3 protein-coding genes are annotated in these 18,689 nt (G+C 76.2%); all 3 read right to left on the bottom strand.

Annotated elements, in window-relative coordinates; genetic code table 11:
* The coding region (locus tag ACWDRR_RS42695) for a type I polyketide synthase (RefSeq protein ID WP_449777729.1) at nucleotides 1-4,204 on the bottom strand (4,204 nt) is incomplete at its 3' end.
* Nucleotides 4,205-4,232: 28 nt separating this feature from the next.
* Complete coding sequence (locus tag ACWDRR_RS42690) at nucleotides 4,233-15,113, bottom strand: type I polyketide synthase (protein WP_449777728.1); 10,881 nt, start codon at nucleotides 15,111-15,113, stop codon at nucleotides 4,233-4,235.
* 67 nt (nucleotides 15,114-15,180) lie between these two features.
* On the bottom strand, nucleotides 15,181-18,689 hold a 3,509-nt coding region (locus tag ACWDRR_RS42685; RefSeq protein ID WP_449777727.1), incomplete at its 5' end, for an SDR family NAD(P)-dependent oxidoreductase.

Raw genomic sequence — 18,689 nt, 5'->3', positions numbered from 1 at the left:
CGACCGCCGCCCGGGCCAGCCGCGGCACGAGCAGCGCCGAACCGCGCACCGCGACCTGCGGCTCGCCGACCGCCAGCACCGCGCCCAGCAACGACCCCACCTCCACCGGGTCGGAGGCGTCGGTGTCCAGCAGCACGATCCGGTCCGGGTTCTCCGCCTGCGCCGCGCGAACCAGGCCCCAGACCGCGGCGCCGGCCGGATCGGTCACCGTCGCGTCCCCGCCGGCGGGCACCGCACCCCGGGTCGCCACCACCAGCCGGGAGCCCTCCCAGCCGCCGGCCAACCACGCCTGGACGATGTCCAGCACCCGGTCCGTCACCTCCAGCGGGCTGTCCGCGTCACCGCCGGTGACCGCCTCCAGCAGCACGGCCGCGGGCGCCTCGCCGACCGCCGTGCCCTCGAACAGTGCCGCTACGTCCTCCGGGCCGGCGACCCGGGCCGGGGCCGGCGCGGCCGCCGGCGCGGGCAGGGCGGCCAGTTCGGTCCACTCCACCCGGAACAGCGCGTCGGTACCCGGCGTACCGGCCGCCGCCTCCAACTGCTCGGCGGAGACGGCCCGGGAGACCAGCGACGACAGGGTGAGGACCAGCCCGCCGGCGTCGTCGACGGCCTCCAGCGAAAGGGCGTCCGGCGCCGGCCGGGCGACCCGCACCCGCACCGACGAGGCGCCCGCCGCGTGCAGCACCAGCCCGTTCCAGGCGAACGGCAGCCGCACCACCGGCTCCTCGTCCGGCTCGCCGGCCGGCCGGGCGCCGCTCAGCGCGGCCGCCGCGTCCAGCATGCTGGAGTGCAGGGCGGCGTCGAGCAGGCCGGGGTGGATGCCGAAGCGGCCCCCCTGCTCGCGCAGTTCGTCCGGCAGGGCGACCTCGGCGAAGATCTCCTCGCCGCGCCGCCAGACCGCGCGCACGCACTGGAACGACCGGCCGTAGGCGTAGCCCGCCCGGGCGAGCAGGTCGTAGCCGCCGGTGATGTCCACCGGCTGCGCGCCGGGCGGGGGCCAGGCGGTGAAGTCGAACTCGGGCGCGGCGCCACCGGTCGTCGTCGGCAGCAGCGTGCCCGTGGCGTGGCGGACCCAGGCGTCCGTGGAGCCCTCGGCACCCGCGGTGTCCGTGGCGTCCTCGCGGGCGGAGTACACCTCCACCGTGCGGGCGCCGTTCTCGTCGGGGCCGCCGACCGCGACCTGGACGCGCAGGCCACCGTGCTCGGGCACCACCAGCGGGGCCTCGATGACCAGTTCGTCGAGCTCGCCGCAGCCGACCTCGTCACCGGCGCGGACGGCCAGCTCCACCAGACCGGTACCGGGGACGAGGACCACTCCCCCGACGGCGTGGTCGGCCAGCCAGGCATGCGTCCGCAGGGAGAGCCGGGAGGTGAACACCAGGCCGTCGGACTGCGGGAGTTGGACGATCGCACCGAGCAGCGGGTGGTCGGCCTTGCCCTGGCCGAGCGAGGCCGCGTCGGTGATCGGGGTGGCCGGGAGCCAGTAGTGCTCGTGCTCGAAGGCGTAGGTGGGAAGCTCCAGATGGGTGGTCGTGAAGCCGGTGGGCAGGGTCCTCGCCCAGTCCACCTCGACACCCCGGACGAAGAGTTCGGCCACCGAGGCCAGCAGCGTGTGGGCCTCGGGGCGGCCGTCGCGCAGGGCGGCCACCGCGACCGCGCTACCGTCCAGCGTCTCGTCCACCACGCCGCTGAGCGCGGCGCCCGGGCCGAGCTCGACGAAGACCGCGTCACCGAGTTCGGCCGCCGCGGCGATGCCCTCGGCGAACCGGACCGGACGGCGGACGTGGTCCACCCAGTAGGCGGGATCGGCCAGTTGACCCGGCTCGGCCGGGCGGCCGGTGACATTCGAGATCACCGTCAGTTTCGGCTCGCGCCAGGTCACCTCGGCCAGGACGCCCGCGAACTCCGCCAGCATCGGCTCCATCAACGCCGAGTGGAAGGCGTGCGAGACCGTCAGCCGCTTGACCTTGCGGCCCTGCGCCTTCAGGCTCTCGGCGGCCTTCAGCACGGCCGCCTCCTCGCCGGAGAGCACCACCGAGGACGGACCGTTCACCGCCGCCAAGTCCACGCCGTCACCCAGGAGTTCGGCGACCTCCGCCTCGGTGGCGGCGACCGCCACCATCGCGCCGCCCGACGGCAGCGCCTGCATCAACCGGCCACGCGCCGCCACGACCGCCGCCGCATCCGCCAGCGACAACACCCCCGCCACATGCGCGGCCGTGATCTCACCGATCGAGTGGCCCAGGACCGCGTCCGGACGGACACCCCAGGACTCCACCAGCCGGAACAGCGCCGTCTCCACCGCGAACAGCCCGGCCTGGGTGAACACCGTCTGATCCAGGGAACCCGCCGTACCGAACACCACGTCCTTGACCGAATGCTCCACCCAGCCCGCCAACCGCGCGTCCAACGCCGCACACGCCGCGTCGAACGCCTCCGCGAACACCGGGTACCGCTCGGCCAACTCCCGACCCATACCGACCCGCTGCGAACCCTGCCCCGGGAAGACGAGGACCACCTTCCCCGGACCGCCGGACGGCGAGGCGCTGCCGGTCGCCCCGGCGGGCGCGGACTCGCCGCGCGCCAGCGCGGCCAGGCCCGCCAGCGCCTCCGCACGCGAACCGGCCACCAGCACCGCCCGCTCGCCCAGCACCGCGCGCTGGGCGATCAGCGCGCCGGCAACACCCGTCGCCCCCACCCCGGAGGTCTCGACGAAGGCGGCCAGCCGCTCGGCCTGGCCGGCCAGCGCCGTCGACGAGGCGGCCGACAGCACCAACGGGACCACCCCGTCGGGCACCGCCGCCGGCTGCGTCTCCTCCTCGGGCGCCTGCTCCAGGATCAGGTGCGCGTTGGTGCCGCTGACACCGAAGCCGGACACGCCCGCCCGGCGCGGCCGGCCGGTCTCCGGCCACTCCCGCGCCTCGGTCAGCAGCTCGACGGCGCCCGCCGTCCAGTCCACCTGCGAGGACGGCGCGTCCACGTGCAGCGTGGGCGGCATGACACCGTGCCGCAGCGCCTGCACCATCTTGATCACACCCGACACACCGGCGGCGGCCTGGGTGTGGCCGATGTTGGACTTCAGCGACCCGAGCCGCAACGGCCGGTCGGCGGGCCGGTCCTGGCCGTAGGTGGCCAGCAGCGCCTGCGCCTCGATCGGGTCGCCCAGCACGGTGCCCGTGCCGTGCCCCTCCACCAGGTCGACATCGGCGGTGGTCAGGCCCGCGTTGGCGAGCGCCTTGCGGATCACCCGCTGCTGCGAGGGGCCGTTGGGCGCCGTCAGGCCGTTGGAGGCGCCGTCCTGGTTGACCGCGCTGCCGCGCACCACCGCGAGCACCCGGTGCCCCTTGCGGCGCGCCTCGGAGAGCCGCTCCAGCACCACCACGCCCGCGCCCTCGGCCCAGCCGGTGCCGTCCGCCGCGTCCGCATACGCCTTGCACCGCCCGTCGGCGGCCAGGCCGCGCTGGCGCGAGAAGTCGATGAAGAGACCGGGGGTGGCCATCACGGTCGCGCCGCCGGCCAGCGCCATCGAGCACTCGCCGCGGCGCAGCGCCTGCGCGGCAAGGTGGATCGCCACCAGCGAGGACGAACAGGCGGTGTCGAGCGTGACCGCCGGGCCCTCGAAGCCGAAGACGTAGGAGATCCGGCCGGACGCCACGCTGGCGGCCGCTCCCGTCCCCGTGAAGCCCTCCAGCTCGGGCGGCACGCTGCCACCGGCGAAGTAGTCGACGCCCATGATGCCGTTGAACACCCCGACGTCGGTGCCCTTCAGCGTGGCCGGGTCGATGCCGGCCCGCTCCAGCGCCTCCCAGGAGGTCTCCAGCAGCAGCCGCTGCTGCGGGTCCATGGCGAGCGCCTCGCGCGGCGAGATCCCGAAGAAGCCCCCGTCGAAGAGCCCCGCCCGGTGCAGGAAGCCGCCCTGGTCCACATAGGAGGTGCCGCGGTTCTCCGGGTCCTCGTCGAACAGCCCGTCGAGGTCCCAGCCCCGGTCGGTGGGGAAGGCCGAGACGCCGTCGCGGCCCTCGCTGACCAGGCTCCAGAGCCCCTCGGGGCTGTCGACACCACCGGGCAGCCGGCACGCCATACCCACGATCGCCACAGGCTCGCTGGAGGCGCTGACGAGTTGGCGGTTCCGCTTCTTCAGCGAGCCGACCTCTTCGAGCGACTTCCGCAGCGCCTCGACGAGCTTCTCGTATGAAGTACTCACTCAACTGCCCCCATCACGTTGTACCGCATCAGCTTTCGAGGCCCTCGTCGTCGCCGCCGAGCGCCAGTTGAACGAGGTCGTCGACGTCCAGGTCGGCGAGCGTGCCCGGCCGGTCGTCCTCGTCCGGGTCGCCGGCCACCGGTCCGCCGGCGTCGAGCGCGGCCAGCCCGACCAGGGCCTCCAGCAGCCCGGCCTCCCGGAACCGGGCCATCGGGAGGGAGACCAGGGCGTGCCGCAGACGGTCCTCGTCCACTTCCGGCCCGCTCGCCGCACCGTCCGGGAGCAGCTCGCCGTGCACGTGGCGGGCCAGCGCGAGCGGGGTCGGGTAGTCGAAGACCACGGTGGCGGACAGGTTGAGGCCGGTGGCCTCGCGCAGCCGGTTGCGCAGCTCGACCGAGGTCAGCGAGTCGAAGCCGGCGTCCTTGAACGACGTCCCGGCCACCACCCCGTCCGGTCCGGCGTGCCCCAGCACCAGCGCGACCTGGGCCCGCAGGAGGTCCACCAGCACCGCCTCCTGGTCGGCCCGGGCGAGCCCGGCCAGCCGGCGGACCAGGCCGTCGCCGCCGTCGCCCGACGCGGCCCGGGCCACCTGGCGGCCGGCGCGGACCTGCCCGCGCAGCAGGGGCGGTACTCCCGCGCCCGTCGCGGCGTCGGCCCGGATCGCCCGGAGGTCCAGCTTGATCGGGACCAGCAGTGCCTCGTCCGCGCCCAGCGCGGCGTCGAACAGGGCGGTGCCCTCGTCCGGCCCGAGCGCGAGGATGCCGCCGCGGCGGTTCGTCCGGGCGCGGCCGGCCGCCTCGGTTCCGGTCGTCATCCCGGTGGCGGTCTGCTCCCACGGGCCCCAGGCCAGCGACAGCGCCGGCAGGCCGCCCGCCCGGCGCCGGGCCATCAGCCCGTCCAGGTAGGCGTTGGCCGCCGCGTAGTTGCCCTGGCCGGCCGAGCCGAACAGGCCGGCGGCGGAGGAGAAGACGACGAACGCGTCCAGGTCGGGGGCGAGTTCGCGGGTCAGCTCGTCCAGGTGGCCGACGGCGGTCACCTTCGGTGCGAAGACGCTCGCCAGCCGCTCCCCGTTCAGCGCCCCGATCACACCGTCGTCCAGGACGCCGGCGGTGTGCACGACGGCGGTCAGCGGGCGTTCGTCGACCACCGAGGCGAGCAGCGCCGCCAGCGCCTCGCGGTCGGCGACGTCGCAGGCCGGCACCGACACCGATTCGGCGCCCAGCTCGTGCAGCTCGGCCACCAACTCCCGGGCGCCCTCGGCCGCCGGGCCGCGCCGGCTGGTCAGTACGAGGTGACGCACGCCGTGCTGGGTGACCAGGTGGCGGGCCAGCAGCGCGCCCAGTGACCCCGTACCACCGGTGACCAGGACCGTGCCGTCCGGGCGGAACGCCGGTTCGCCGCCCGGCCCGTCGCCACCGGCGGCCCGGACCAGGCGCGGAGCGGACAGCACCGGGCCGCGGACGGCGACTTGCGGCTCACCGAGTGCGAGGACCGGGCCGAGCAGGGTGTCGGGGTCGCCCAACCCGGCGGGGTCGCCCGCCGCGGCAGGGTCGCCCAACGCGGCGGGGTCCAGGTCGAGCAGGACGATCCGGTCGGGGTTCTCCACCTGGGCGGCCCGGACCAGGCCCCAGACGGCGCTGCCGGCCGGGTCGGTCAGCGCGGCGTCGCCGCCGGCGGGCACCGCGCCCCGGGTGGCCACCACCAACCGGGCGTGCTCCACGCCCGGCGCGACCAGCCACGCCTGGAGCACGTCGAGCACCCGGGAGCCGAGCTCCAGCGCGTCGCCTCCGGCGGCCGTCAGCACGACGGCGTCCGGCACGGCGCCCTCTGCGGCCAGGGCGGTCACCTCGTCGGCGGTGGCGACGGACACCCGGCTCGGCGTCGCGCCGAGGGCCGGCGCCGACGGCAGCGCCGTCCACTCCACCCGGAACAGCGAGTCGCCGCCCGTCGCACCGGCCGCCGCCTCCAACTGCTCGGCGGAGACGGCCCGGAAGACCAGCGAGTCCAGGGTCAGGACCGGTCCGCCGGTCTCGTCGGCGGCCTGGAGCGACACCGCGTCCGGACCGGACGGCGCCACCCGCACCCGCAGCGCCGAGGCGCCGACGGCGTGCAGGGCGAGCCCGTTCCAGGCGAACGGCAGGACGGTCCGGGGCTCGTCCGCCTCCGAGGGGGCGCCGGCCGGCCGGACGAACCCGTTGGCGTGCAGGGCGGCGTCGAGCAGCGCGGGGTGGATGCCGAAGCGGTCCGCCTCCTCGCGGTGCCCGTCCGGCAGCGCGATCTCGGCGAAGACCTCCTCGCCGCGCCGCCAGACCGCCCGCAGGCCCTGGAACGAGGGGCCGTAGGTGTAGCCGAGCCGGATCAGATCGGCGTAGAAGCCGTCGACGTCGACCCCGACCGGCTGCGCGCCGGGCGGCGGCCACGCCGTGAGGTCGAACTCCGGCGCGGCGCCGGCCTTCGCCGGTACCAGGGTGCCGGTCGCGTGCCGGGTCCAGCTGTCCGGACCGGCGGGACCGTCGGCGTCCTCACGGGCGGAGTAGACCTCCACCGTGCGGGCGCCGTTCGCGTCGGGCCCGCCGAGGGCGACCTGGACCCGGACCCCGCCGTGGTCGGGCACCACCAGGGGTGCCTCGATGACCAGTTCGTCGAGGGTTCCGCAGCCGGCCTCGTCGCCGGCCCGCACGGCCAGCTCCACCAGACCGGTGCCGGGCACCAGGACGACGCCGCCGACGGCGTGGTCGGCGAGCCACGGGTGCGTGCGCAGGGAGAGCCGGGAGGTGAACACCAGGCCGTCGTTCTGCGGCAGGTGCATCACCGCGCCGAGCAGCGGGTGGTCCGTCCCGGTCAGGCCCAGGAAGGCCGCGTCGGTGGCCGGGGCGGTCTGCAGCCAGTAGTGCCGGTGGTCGAAGGCGTAGGTCGGCAGGTCCAGGTGGGCGGCCGGCAGGCCGGCGGGCAGGGTCTTCGCCCAGTCCACCTCGACGCCCCGGACGAAGAGTTCGGCGACCGAGGCCAGCAGCGTGTGAGCCTCGGGGCGGCCGTCACGCAGGGCGGCGACGCAGACCGCGCGCTCGCCGGCGGACGCGGCCACCACACCGGTGAGCGCGGCGCCCGGGCCGAGCTCGACGAACAGCGTGCCGCCGTCCTCGGCCGCCGCGGCGATGCCCTCGGCGAACCGGACCGGACGGCGGACGTGGTCCACCCAGTAGGCGGGATCGGCCAGTTGGCCCGGCTCGGCCGGGCGGCCGGTGACGTTCGAGATCACCGTCAGTTTCGGCTCGCGCCAGGTCACCTCGGCGAGGACGGCCGCGAACTCGGCCAGCATCGGCTCCATCAGCGTGGAGTGGAAGGCGTGCGAGACCGTCAGCCGCTTGACCTTGCGGCCCTGCGCCTTCAGGCTCTCGGCCGCCTTCAGCACGGCCGCCTCCTCGCCGGAGAGCACCACCGAGGACGGACCGTTCACTGCCGCCAAGTCCACGCCGTCACCGAGGAGTTCGGCGACCTCCGCCTCGGTGGCGGCCACCGCCACCATCGCGCCGCCCGACGGCAGCGCCTGCATCAACCGGCCGCGCGCCGCCACGACCGCCGCCGCACCCGCGAGCGACAACACACCCGCCACATGCGCGGCCGTGATCTCACCGATCGAGTGCCCCAGGACCGCGTCCGGACGGACACCCCAGGACTCCACCAGCCGGAACAGCGCCGTCTCCACCGCGAACAGCCCCGCCTGGGTGAACACCGTCTGATCGAGGGAACCCGCCGAACCGAACACCACGTCCTTGACCGAGTGCTCCACCCGGCCCGCCAACCGCGCGTCCAACGCCGCACACGCCGCGTCGAACGCCTCCGCGAACACCGGGTACCGCTCGGCCAACTCCCGGCCCATACCCACCCGCTGGGAACCCTGTCCCGGGAACACCAGCACCGTCCGCGCCGCCTCACCGGCGGTCCCGGTCACCAACACCGGGCTGCTCTCGCGCCGCGCCAGCGCGCCCAGCCCGGCCTGCGCCTCCTCGGGCGAGCCCGCCAGCACCACCGCGCGCTCGCCCAGCAGTGCCCGCTGCGCCACCAACGCGGCCGCGACGTGCGGCAGTTCCAGCTCCGCCGTCCGGACGAAGGCGGTCAGCCGCTCGGCCTGGCCGGTCAGCGAACCCGCGCTCTTCGCGGACACCACCAGCGGCACCACACCCTCGGGGGCGGCCTCGACGACGACCGGCTCCTCCGCCGGGGCCTGCTCCAGGATCAGGTGCGCGTTCGTGCCGCTGACACCGAAGCCGGACACGCCCACCCGGCGCGGACGGCCGGTCTCCGGCCACGCCCGCGCCTCGGTCAGCAGCTCCACCGCGCCCGCCGTCCAGTCCACCTGCGAGGACGGCGCGTCCACGTGCAGCGTGGGCGGCAGCACGCCGTGCCGCAGCGCCTCCACCATCTTGATCACACCGGCCACGCCGGCCGCCATCTGGGTGTGGCCGATGTTCGACTTCAGCGAGCCCAGCCAGAGCGGACGCCCCGGCTCCCGGTCCTGGCCGTAGGTGGCGAGCAGGGCCTGCGCCTCGATCGGGTCACCCAGCACGGTGCCCGTGCCGTGCCCCTCCACCACGTCCACCTCGACCGGCGACAGGCCCGCGTTCGCCAGCGCCTTGCGGATCACCCGCTGCTGCGACAGCCCGTTGGGCGCCGTCAGACCGTTGGACGCGCCGTCCTGGTTCACCGCGCTGCCGCGCACCACCGCGAGCACCCGGTGGCCCTTGCGGCGTGCCTCGGAGAGCCGCTCCAGCACCACCACGCCCGCGCCCTCGGCCCAGCCGGTGCCGTCGGCCGCGTCCGCGTAGGACTTGCACCGGCCGTCCGTCGCCAGGCCGCGCTGGCGCGAGAACTCCACGAAGGTGCCGGGGGTGGCCATCACGGTCGCACCGCCGGCCAGCGCCATCGAGCACTCGCCCTGCCGCAGGGCCTGCGCGGCCAGGTGCATCGCGACCAGCGAGGAGGAGCAGGCCGTGTCCACGGTGACTGCCGGGCCCTCGAACCCGAAGACGTAGGCGACCCGGCCGGAGGCCACGCTGCCCATGCCGCCGGTGCCGGTGAAGCCCTCCAGCTCGGCGGGCACCGCGCCGCCGGCGCCGTAGCCCTGGCCCATGACGCCGGAGAAGACGCCGGCGTCCGTGCCCTTCAGCGAGAGCGGGTCGATGCCGGCCCGCTCCAGCGCCTCCCACGACGTCTCCAGCAGCAACCGCTGCTGGGGGTCCATCGCCAGCGCCTCACGCGGCGAGATCCCGAAGAAGGCGGCGTCGAACCGACCGGCCTCGTAGAGGAATCCGCCCTGGCTCACATAGGAGGTGCCGGCCTTTCCGGGGTCGGCGTCGAACAGGCCGTCCACGTCCCAGCCGCGGTCCTCCGGGAAGCCGGACATGGCGTCCCGGCCCTCGCTCACCAGCCGCCACAGGTCCGCCGGGCTGCCGACGCCGCCGGGCAGCCGGCAGGCCATCCCGACGATCGCGATCGGCTCGTCCGGGTCGGCGGCCAGGACGGTCGGCGCCGTCGTGGCGGTCTCGGCGGCCACGTGGCCGAATTCGGCGTGCAGGTAGCGGGCGAATGCGAGCGGGGTCGGGTGGTCGAAGACCACCGTCGCGGCCAGCTTCAGGCCGGTCGCCTCGCGCAGCCGGTTGCGCAGCTCCACAGAGGTCAGCGAGTCGAAACCGGAGTCCCGGAACGCCGTACCGCTCCGGATCGCCTCGGGCCCCGCGTGCCCGAGCACGGTCGCCGCGTGCGTACGGACCAGCTCCAGCAGCAGCGCCTCCTGCTCGGCCGCCGCCAGCCCGGCCAGCCGACCGGCCAGCCCGCCGCCCCCGTCACCCGAGGCCGCCCGCACCAGCTGCCGCCCGGTCCGCACCAGGCCGCGCAGCAGGGTCGGGATGTCGCGGCCGGCCGCCGCTCCGGCGCGCAGCGCCCGCAGGTCCAGCTTGGCCGGGATCAGCAGCGCCTCGCCGGTGCGCAGCGCCGCGTCGAAGAGCTCCATGCCCTCCTCGGGCGTCATCGCCAGCACGCCGCCGCGCCGGTTCATCCGGCTCCGGGTGAGGTCGTCCATGCCGGCCGCCATGCCGCCGGCGGTCTGGTTCCACAGGCCCCAGGCCAGCGAGGTCGCGGCCAGCCCGGCCGCCCGGCGCTGGTGGGCCAACGCGTCCAGGAAGGCGTTCGCGGCCGCGTAGCTGCCGGTGCCCGCGCCGAGGAACACGGAGGAGACGGAGGAGAAGACGACGAACGCGTCCAGGTCGGGGGCCAGTTCGCGGGTCAGCGCGTCCAGGTGCTGGGCCGCGGTCACCTTCGGGGCGAAGACCTGTGCGACCCGCTCGGGCTCCAGCGTGCCGATGACACCGGCGTCGGCGATGCCCGCGGTGTGCACGACGGCGGTCAGCCGGCGTCCGTCGCGCTGGACGGCGGTCAGCAGGGCCGCCACGGCCTCCCGGTCGGTCACGTCGCAGGACTCCACCGAGACCGCCGTCGCACCGAGTCCGGTCAGCTCGGCGACCAGCTCCGCCGCCCCCTCGGCCGCCGGGCCCCGCCGGCTGACCAGCGCGAGGTGGCGGATGCCGTGCTCGGCGACCAGGTGCCGGGCGAGGATGCCGCCCAGCGAGCCCGTGCCACCGGTGATCAGGACGGTGCCCTCCGGGTCGAGGCCCGCCCAGGGCGCGCCGGCGGCCTCGCCGCCGCTGCGGCCGGTCGCGCTTCCGGCCGCCGGTACCGCCCGGACGAGCCGCGGAACGGACAGCGTCGTTCCTCGCAGGGCCAGTTCGGGCTCCCCGGCGGCGAGCACCGCACCAAGGACGGAGGCCGGGCCGCCGTCGAGGTCGGGGTCGAGGTCCAGCAGGACGATCCGGTCGGGGTTCTCGGTCTGGGCGGCGCGGATCAGCCCCCACACCGCACCACCGGCCGGGTCGGTGACCGCGCCGTCCGCCCCGGCGCCCACCGCGCCCCGGGTGGCGACCACGAGCGGGACCGCCTCCAGGCCCGGTGCGGCCAGCCAGGCCTGGACGGCCGCCAGCACCCGGTTCGTCAGAACGAGCGCGGTGTCGACGCCGTGGCCGGCGTCGGCGGCGGCGTCCAGGACGACCACGGCGGGGAGCTCCGGGGTGTCGGCCAGTGCGGTGATCCCGCCCGCCTCGGACACCGTGACCCAGACCGGTGGCTCGGTCACCACCCCGGTGGGCCGGGGCAGTTCGCTCCACTGGACCCGGAACAGCGCGTCGTCGCCCGCCGTGCCCGTCGCGGCCGTCAGCTGCTCGGCGGTCAGCGGCCGCAGCTCCACCGAGTCCGCCGTCAGGACCAGGCCGCCGGCCTGGTCGGCCGCCTCCAGGGACAGCGCGTCGCCACCCTGCCGCCCGATCCGCACGCGCAGCACCGAGGCGCCGACGGCGTGCAGCGCGAGCCCCTGCCAGGCGAGCGGCTGCCAGACCCGGGCGCCGTTCGCGGCGCCGTCGGCCACGGCGGCGTCCCGCAGTGCCGGGTGGAGGGCGGCGTCGAGCAGGGCGGGGTGCAGGCCGAACCGGCCGGCCTCCTCGCGGTCGGCCTCGTCCACCGCGATCTCGGCGAAGGTCTCCTCGCCGCGCTGCCAGAGCCCGCGCACCCCCCGGAAGACCTGGCCGTGCTCGTAGCCGTGCCGGCCGAGGGCGTCGTACAGCGCGTCGACGTCGACGGGCCGGGCGCCGGCGGGCGGCCAGACGGTGAAGTCGGCCTGCGGGCTGCCGGTCTTCGTCGTCGCGGTGAGGGTGCCGGTGGCGTGGCGGGTCCAGCTGTCGCCGCCGGTGTCGCCGGAGGCGTCCTCCCGGGTCGAGTAGACGGCGACGCTGCGGGCGCCGGTCTCGTCGGGGCCGCCGACGGTGACCTGGACCCGGACGCCGCCCTGCTCGGGCAGCACCAGCGGGGCCTTGACGACCAGTTCGTCCAGGGTGCCGCAGCCGAGCTCGTCGCCGGCCCGGACGGCCAGCTCCACCAGGGCGCCGGACGGGAGCAGGGCCGCTCCCCCGACGACGTGGCCGGCCAGCCAGGGGTGCGTCCGGAGCGACAGCCGCGAGGTCCCGAGCAGGCCGCCCGTCTCCGGCACCTCCACCACCGCGCCCATCAGCGGGTGGTCGGCGGCTGCCTGGCCGAGCGAGGCCGCGTCGGCGGCGGGGCCGAGCTGGAGCCAGTAGTGCCGGTGGTCGAAGGCGTAGGTCGGCAGCTCCACGCGGGCGGTCCCGGTGGGCAGGAGGCCCGTCCAGTCCACGGCGACGCCCCGGACGAAGAGTTCGGCCATCGAGGTCAGCAGCCGGCGCGGCCCGCCCTCGTCGCGGCGCAGCGTCCCGGTGACCAGGGCCGTCGCGTCGGCGGCGTCGACGATCTCGTTGATCGGCTGGACCAGCACCGGGTGGGCGCTGGACTCGACGAACACCGTGTAGCCCTGGCCGAGGAGTTCGGCGGCCGCGGGGCCGAAGCGGACCTGGCTCCGCAGGTTTCGGTACCAGTACCCGCCGTCCAGCACACCGGACTCACGCACCCACTCGCCGGTGACCGTGGAGAGGAACGGGATCTCCGGGGCCTTGCTGCGGACATCGGCGAAGGCCTCCGCCAACGTGCCCTCGATCGCCTCGACGTGCCGGGTGTGGGAGGCGTAGTCCACCGCCACCCGGCGCACCCGTACCCCGTCGGCCGCGAGGACGTCCAGGGCCTCGTCGAGGGCCTCGGCGTCACCGGCGACCACGACGGACGTCGGGCCGTTGACGGCCGCGACCTCGACGCGGTCCGCCCAGCGCTCCAGCCTGGCCAGCGCGTCGGTCTCGGAGAGCGCCACCGAGGCCATCCCGCCGCGCCCGGCGAGGCTTCCGGCGATCACCTGGCTGCGTACCGCGACGATCCGCGCCGCGTCCTCCAGGGAGAGCGCCCCGGCCACGCAGGCCGCCGCGATCTCGCCCTGCGAGTGACCGACCACCGCGTCCGGCACCACGCCCACCGACGCCCACACGGCGGCCAGACCGACCATCACCGCGAAGCTCGCCGGCTGAAGCACATCGACGCGCTCCAGCAACTCGGCCGGAGCCTCGCCGCGCAGCACCTCCTCCAACGACCAGTCCACCCACGGGTCCAGCGCCGCCGCGCAGGCCGCCACCCGCTCCGCGAACACCTCGGAGGAGTCCAGCAGTTCACGACCCATGCCGGCCCACTGCGAGCCCTGCCCCGGGAAGACCAGGGCGAGCTTTCCGGCGGGTGCCGCGCCGCCGGTCACCAGCCCGGGAGCGGACTCACCCCGGGCCAGCGCGGCCAGCCCGGTCAGCGCCTCCTCCTTCGAACCCGCGACCACCACCGCGCGCTCGGCGAGCACCGCCCGTCCGGTGGCCAGGGCAGCGGCGACGTCCTCCACCGCCGGTCCGCCGGCGCTCCCGAGGAACGCCGCCAGCCGCTCGGCCTGGCCGGCCAGCGAACCGGCGGAGGCCGCCGAGACGACCAGCGGCAGCACGCCGCCGGGTGCGGCCCGGACCGCGTCCGGCTCGGCCGCCGGCTCGGCGGGGGGCTCCTCCAGCACCACGTGCGCATTGGTGCCGCTGACGCCGAAGGAGGAGACCCCGGCCCGGCGCGGCCGGCCGGTCTCCGGCCACTCCCGCGCCTCGGTCAGCAGCTGCACCGCACCGGCCGACCAGTCCACCTCGGAGGAGGGCGCGTCCACGTGCAGGGTCGCGGGCAGCACGCCGTGCCGCATCGCCTGCACCATCTTGATCACGCCCGCGACGCCGGCGGCGGCCTGGGTGTGACCGATGTTCGACTTCAGCGAGCCGAGCCACAGGGGCCGCCCGGGCTCGCGCTCCTGGCCGTAGGTGGCCAGCAGGGCCTGTGCCTCGATCGGGTCGCCCAGCACCGTGCCGGTGCCGTGGCCCTCCACCACGTCCACGTCGGCCGGGGTGAGCCCGGCGTTCGCCAGCGCCTTGCGGATCACCCGCTGCTGCGAGGGCCCGTTCGGCGCCGTCAGGCCGTTGGACGCGCCGTCCTGGTTCACCGCGCTGCCGCGCAGCACGGCCAGCACGTGGTGCCCGTTGGCCCGCGCGTCGGAGAGCCGCTCCAGCAGCACCATTCCGGCGCCCTCGGCCCAGCCGGTGCCGTCGGCGGCGTCCGCGTAGGACTTGCACCGGCCGTCGGCGGCCAGCGCCCGCTGCCGGGAGAACTCCATGAACATGCCCGGTCCGGCCATGACCGTCGCGCCGCCGGCCAGCGCCAGCGAGCACTCCCCGCGCCGCAGCGCCTGGGCGGCCAGGTGCATCGCCACCAGCGAGGAGGAACACGCCGTGTCCACCGTGACCGCCGGGCCCTCGAACCCGAAGACGTACGAGATCCGGCCCGACGCCACACTGCCGGTGGTCCCCGTCCCGGTGAAGCCCTCCAGCTCCGGGGGGACCGGGCCGCCGGTCGCGTAGCCCTCGTTGATCACTCCGACGAAGACGCCGACGTCCGAGCCCTTCAACCCCGCCGCGTCGACGCCGGCCCGCTCCAGCGCCTCCCAGGAGGTCTCCAGCAGCAGCCGCTGCTGCGGGTCCATGGCGATCGCCTCACGCGGCGAGATCCCGAAGAAGCCCGCGTCGAAGAGCCCCGCCTCGTGCAGGAAGCCGCCCCGGCTCACGTACGAGGTGCCGCTCTTCTCCGGGTCCTCGTCGAACAGCCCGTCCAGGTCCCAGCCACGGTCGGTCGGGAACCCCGAGACGCCGTCCCCGCGCTCGGCGACCAGCCGCCACAGGTCGTCCGGACCCGCCACCGCGCCCGGCAGCCGGCAGGCCATGCCCACGATCGCGATCGGCTCCGACTTCTCGGCCTCCAGCTCCAGCACGCGTTGCTGGGAGCGGCGCGCCTCCGCGAGGACGCGCTTGAGATAGTCGCGAAGCTTGCTTTCATCCGCCATCGAAGTTCGGCTCCTAGAGGGCTGTGGCGTCGGGTGTTCTGCGGGGTCGCGGGGCTGTCGGTGGCGGCTAGCTGCCGAACTCCGTGTCGATGAGGTCGAAGAGGTCGTCGTCGGAGGCGGTGTCGTAGTCGATCTGTTCCTCGGCGGGCCCGGCGCCGTTCGCCGTCGACCAGGTGGCCAGCAGGCCCTGGAGCCGGGTGGCGACCTGGGCGCGGGCCGGGTCGCCGGCCGGTGTCCCGGCCAGCATCGCCTCCAGCCGGCTCAGCTCGACCAGCAGCGGGTGCGAGGTGGCCGCGGCCTCGGCGGCCGGGTCCAGGCGGTCGTGCAGGTAGTGCGCCAGCGCCAGCGGCGTCGGGTAGTCGAAGACCACCGTGGCCGGCAGGCTCAGCCCCGTCGCCTCCCGGAGCCGGTTGCGCAGTTCGACGGAGGTCAGCGAGTCGAAGCCGGCGTCCTTGAAGGCCGTCTCCGGCCTGACCTGCTCCGCCCCGGCGTGGCCGAGGACCGTCGCCACCCGGCCCCGGACGAGGTCCAGGAGCAGCGCCTCCTGCTCGGCCGGCGCGAGCCCGGCCAGCCGGCGGGCCAGCCCGCCGCCACCGTCGCCGGCGGCCGCCCGGACGGCCTGCCGGCCGGTGCGGACCAGACCGCGCAGCAGCGGCGGGACGCCGCCGCCGAGCGCGGCGTCGGCGCGCAGCGCCCGCAGGTCCAGCCCGGCCGGCACCAGCAGCGCCTCGCCGGTGCGCAGCGCCGTGTCGAACAGCTCCATGCCCGCCTCGGCCGTCAGGGGCCGGACACCTCCGCGTCGGCCGGTCCGGTCCGGGCCGGGACCGTCGGCGGAGCCGTCCGGGCCGCCGGCCTGCGCCCAGACGCCCCAGGCCAGCGAGGTGCCGGGCAGGCCCGCCGCGCGGCGCCGGTGCGCGACCGCGTCCAGGTGGGCGTTGGCGGCGGCGTAGCCGCCGGTGCCCGCGCCCAGGAAGACCGAGGAGGCGGACGACATCAGGACGAACGCGGCCAGTTCCGGGGCCAGTTCACGGCTGAGCTCGTCCAGGTGGCGGACGGCGGTGACCTTCGGCGCGAAGACCCGCGCCATCCGGTCCGGGTCGACCTCGCCGATCACCCCGGCGTCGAAGACCCGGGCGGCGTGGACGATGCCGGTCAGCGGGTGCTCGGCCGGGACGGCGGTCAGCAGGGCGGCCACGGCGTCCCGGTCGGTGACATCGCACGCCACCACCGACACGGCCGCGCCGGCGGCCCCGAGTTCGGCGGCGAGCTGCGCCGCGCCCTCGGCCTCCGGGCCGCGCCGGCCCGCCAGCACGAGGTGGCGCACGCCGTACCGCGCGACCAGGTGGCGGGCCACCAGGGCGCCGAGCGGCCCGGTGCCGCCGGTGATCAGGACCGTGCCGTCCGGGCCGAACGCCGGCTCGCCGCCCGGGGCGTCGCCACCGGCGGTCCGGGCCAGGCGCGGCACGTGCAGCGCCGTCCCGCGCACCGCGACCTGCGGCTCGCCGAGCGGGAGCACCGTGCCGAGCACGGTGTCCGGGTCGCCCGCCGTGGCGGGGTCCAGGTCCAGCAGGACGATCCGGTCCGGGCTCTCGGCCTGGGCCGCGCGGACCAGGCCCCAGACGGCGGCGCCGGCCGGGTCGGTCACCGCGGCGTCGCCGCCGGCGGGCACCGCGCCCCGGGTCTGCACCACCAGCCGGGCGTCCTCCAGGGACTCGTCGGCCAGCCAGGACTGCACCACCGCCAGCACCCGGGAGGCCAGGGAGAGGACGGCGCCCTCGCCCTCGCCGTCCGCGACGGCCGTCAGGAGCACGACGGGAGGGACGTCCCCGCCGGCCGTCAGGGCCGCGAGGTCCGCCGCGGTCGTCACGGCCGCGCGGCGCGGCGCCGTCCCGGCGGACTGCAGCGGCGCCGGGGGCAGCACCGTCCAGTCCACCCGGAACAGCGCGTCGTCGCCCGCCGTGCCCGCCGCGGCGGCCAACTGCTCGGCGGCCAGCGGCCGCAGCGTCACCGCGGCCGCCGTCAGGACCGGGCCGCCGGCCTCGTCGACCGCCGCCAGCGCCAGCGTGTCGGGCCCCTGCGGGGTGATCCGCACCCGCAGCGCCGAGGCGCCGACGGCGTGCAGGGCCAGCCCGTGCCACTCCAGCGGCTGCCACGCCTGCTCGCGGTCCGCAGCCGCGCCCGCGGTCCGCAGGGCGGGGTGCAGGGCGGCGTCGAGCAGGCCGGGGTGGATGCCGAAGCGGGCCGCCTGCTCGCGCAGTTCGTCCGGCAGGGCGACCTCGGCGAAGAGTTCCTCGCCGCGCCGCCACACCGCCCGGACGGCACGGAACGACGGTCCGTACTCGTGGCCCTGCCCGATGAGCTCGGTGTAGACGCCGTCGACGTCGACCCGCTCCGCGCCGGCCGGGGGCCAGGCCGCGGTGTCGAACTCCGGGGCGGCGCCCACCGTCGGCGCCACCGCCAGGGTGCCGGTGGCGTGGCGGGTCCAGGCCTCCGTGAGGTCCTCGGCGTCCTCGCGGGCGGAGTACACCTCGACGGTGCGGGCGCCGTTCGCGTCCGGGCCGCCGACGGCGACCTGGACCCGGACACCGCCGTGCTCGGGCACCACCAGCGGAGCCTCGATGACCAGGTCGTCGAGTGCCCCGCAGCCGACCTCGTCGCCGGCGCGGACGGCCAGCTCCACCAGACCGGCGCCGGGCACCAGCACCACCCCGCCGACGGCGTGGTCGGCCAGCCAGGCATGCGTCCGCAGGGACAGCCGGGAGGTGAACACCAGGCCGTCCGACTGCGGAAGTTGGACGATCGCACCGAGCAGCGGATGGTCGGCGCGGCCCTGGCCGAGCGAGGCCGCGTCGGTGGCCTGGGAGCTCCGGAGCCAGTAGTGCTCGTGCTCGAAGGCGTAGGTGGGCAGGTCCAGGTGGGTGACCGGGTGGCCGGTGGGCAGGGTCTTCGCCCAGTCCACCTCGACACCCCGGACGAAGAGTTCGGCCACCGAGGCCAGCAGCGTGTGGGCCTCGGGCCGGCCGTCACGCAGGGCGGCCACCGCGACCGCGCTACCGTCCAGCGTCTCGTCCACCACGCCGCTGAGCGCGGCACCCGGGCCGAGCTCGACGAAGACCGCGTCACCGAGTTCGGCCGCCGCGGCGATGCCCTCGGCGAACCGGACCGGACGGCGGACGTGGTCCACCCAGTAGGCGGGATCGGCCAGTTGACCCGGCTCGGCCGCACGGCCGGTGACGTTCGAAATGACCGGGAACCGCGCCTCGCCCCAGGAGACCTCGGAGAGCACGCCGGCGAACTCCGCCAGCATCGGCTCCATCAACGCCGAGTGGAAGGCGTGCGAGACCGTCAGCCGCTTGACCTTGCGACCCTGCGCCTTCAGGCTCTCGGCGGCCTTCAGCACGGCCGCTTCCTCGCCGGAGAGCACCACCGAGGTCGGGCCGTTCACCGCCGCCAAGTCCACGCCGTCGCGCAGGAGTTCGGCGACCTCCGCCTCGGTGGCGGCGACCGCCACCATCGCGCCGCCCGACGGCAGCGCCTGCATCAACCGGCCACGCGCCGCCACGACCGCCGCCGCAT

It is taken from the genome of Kitasatospora sp. NPDC003701 (genome assembly GCF_053587085.1).
The sequence above is the reverse complement of the archived record's forward strand: the minus strand, read 5'-3'. Positions and strand labels throughout refer to the sequence as shown.

Bases quoted from the DNA above. Each gene is read 5' to 3' on its own strand.
- ACWDRR_RS42690 (WP_449777728.1), bottom strand. From the start codon at position 15,113: ATGGCGGATGAAAGCAAGCTTCGCGACTATCTCAAGCGCGTCCTCGCG.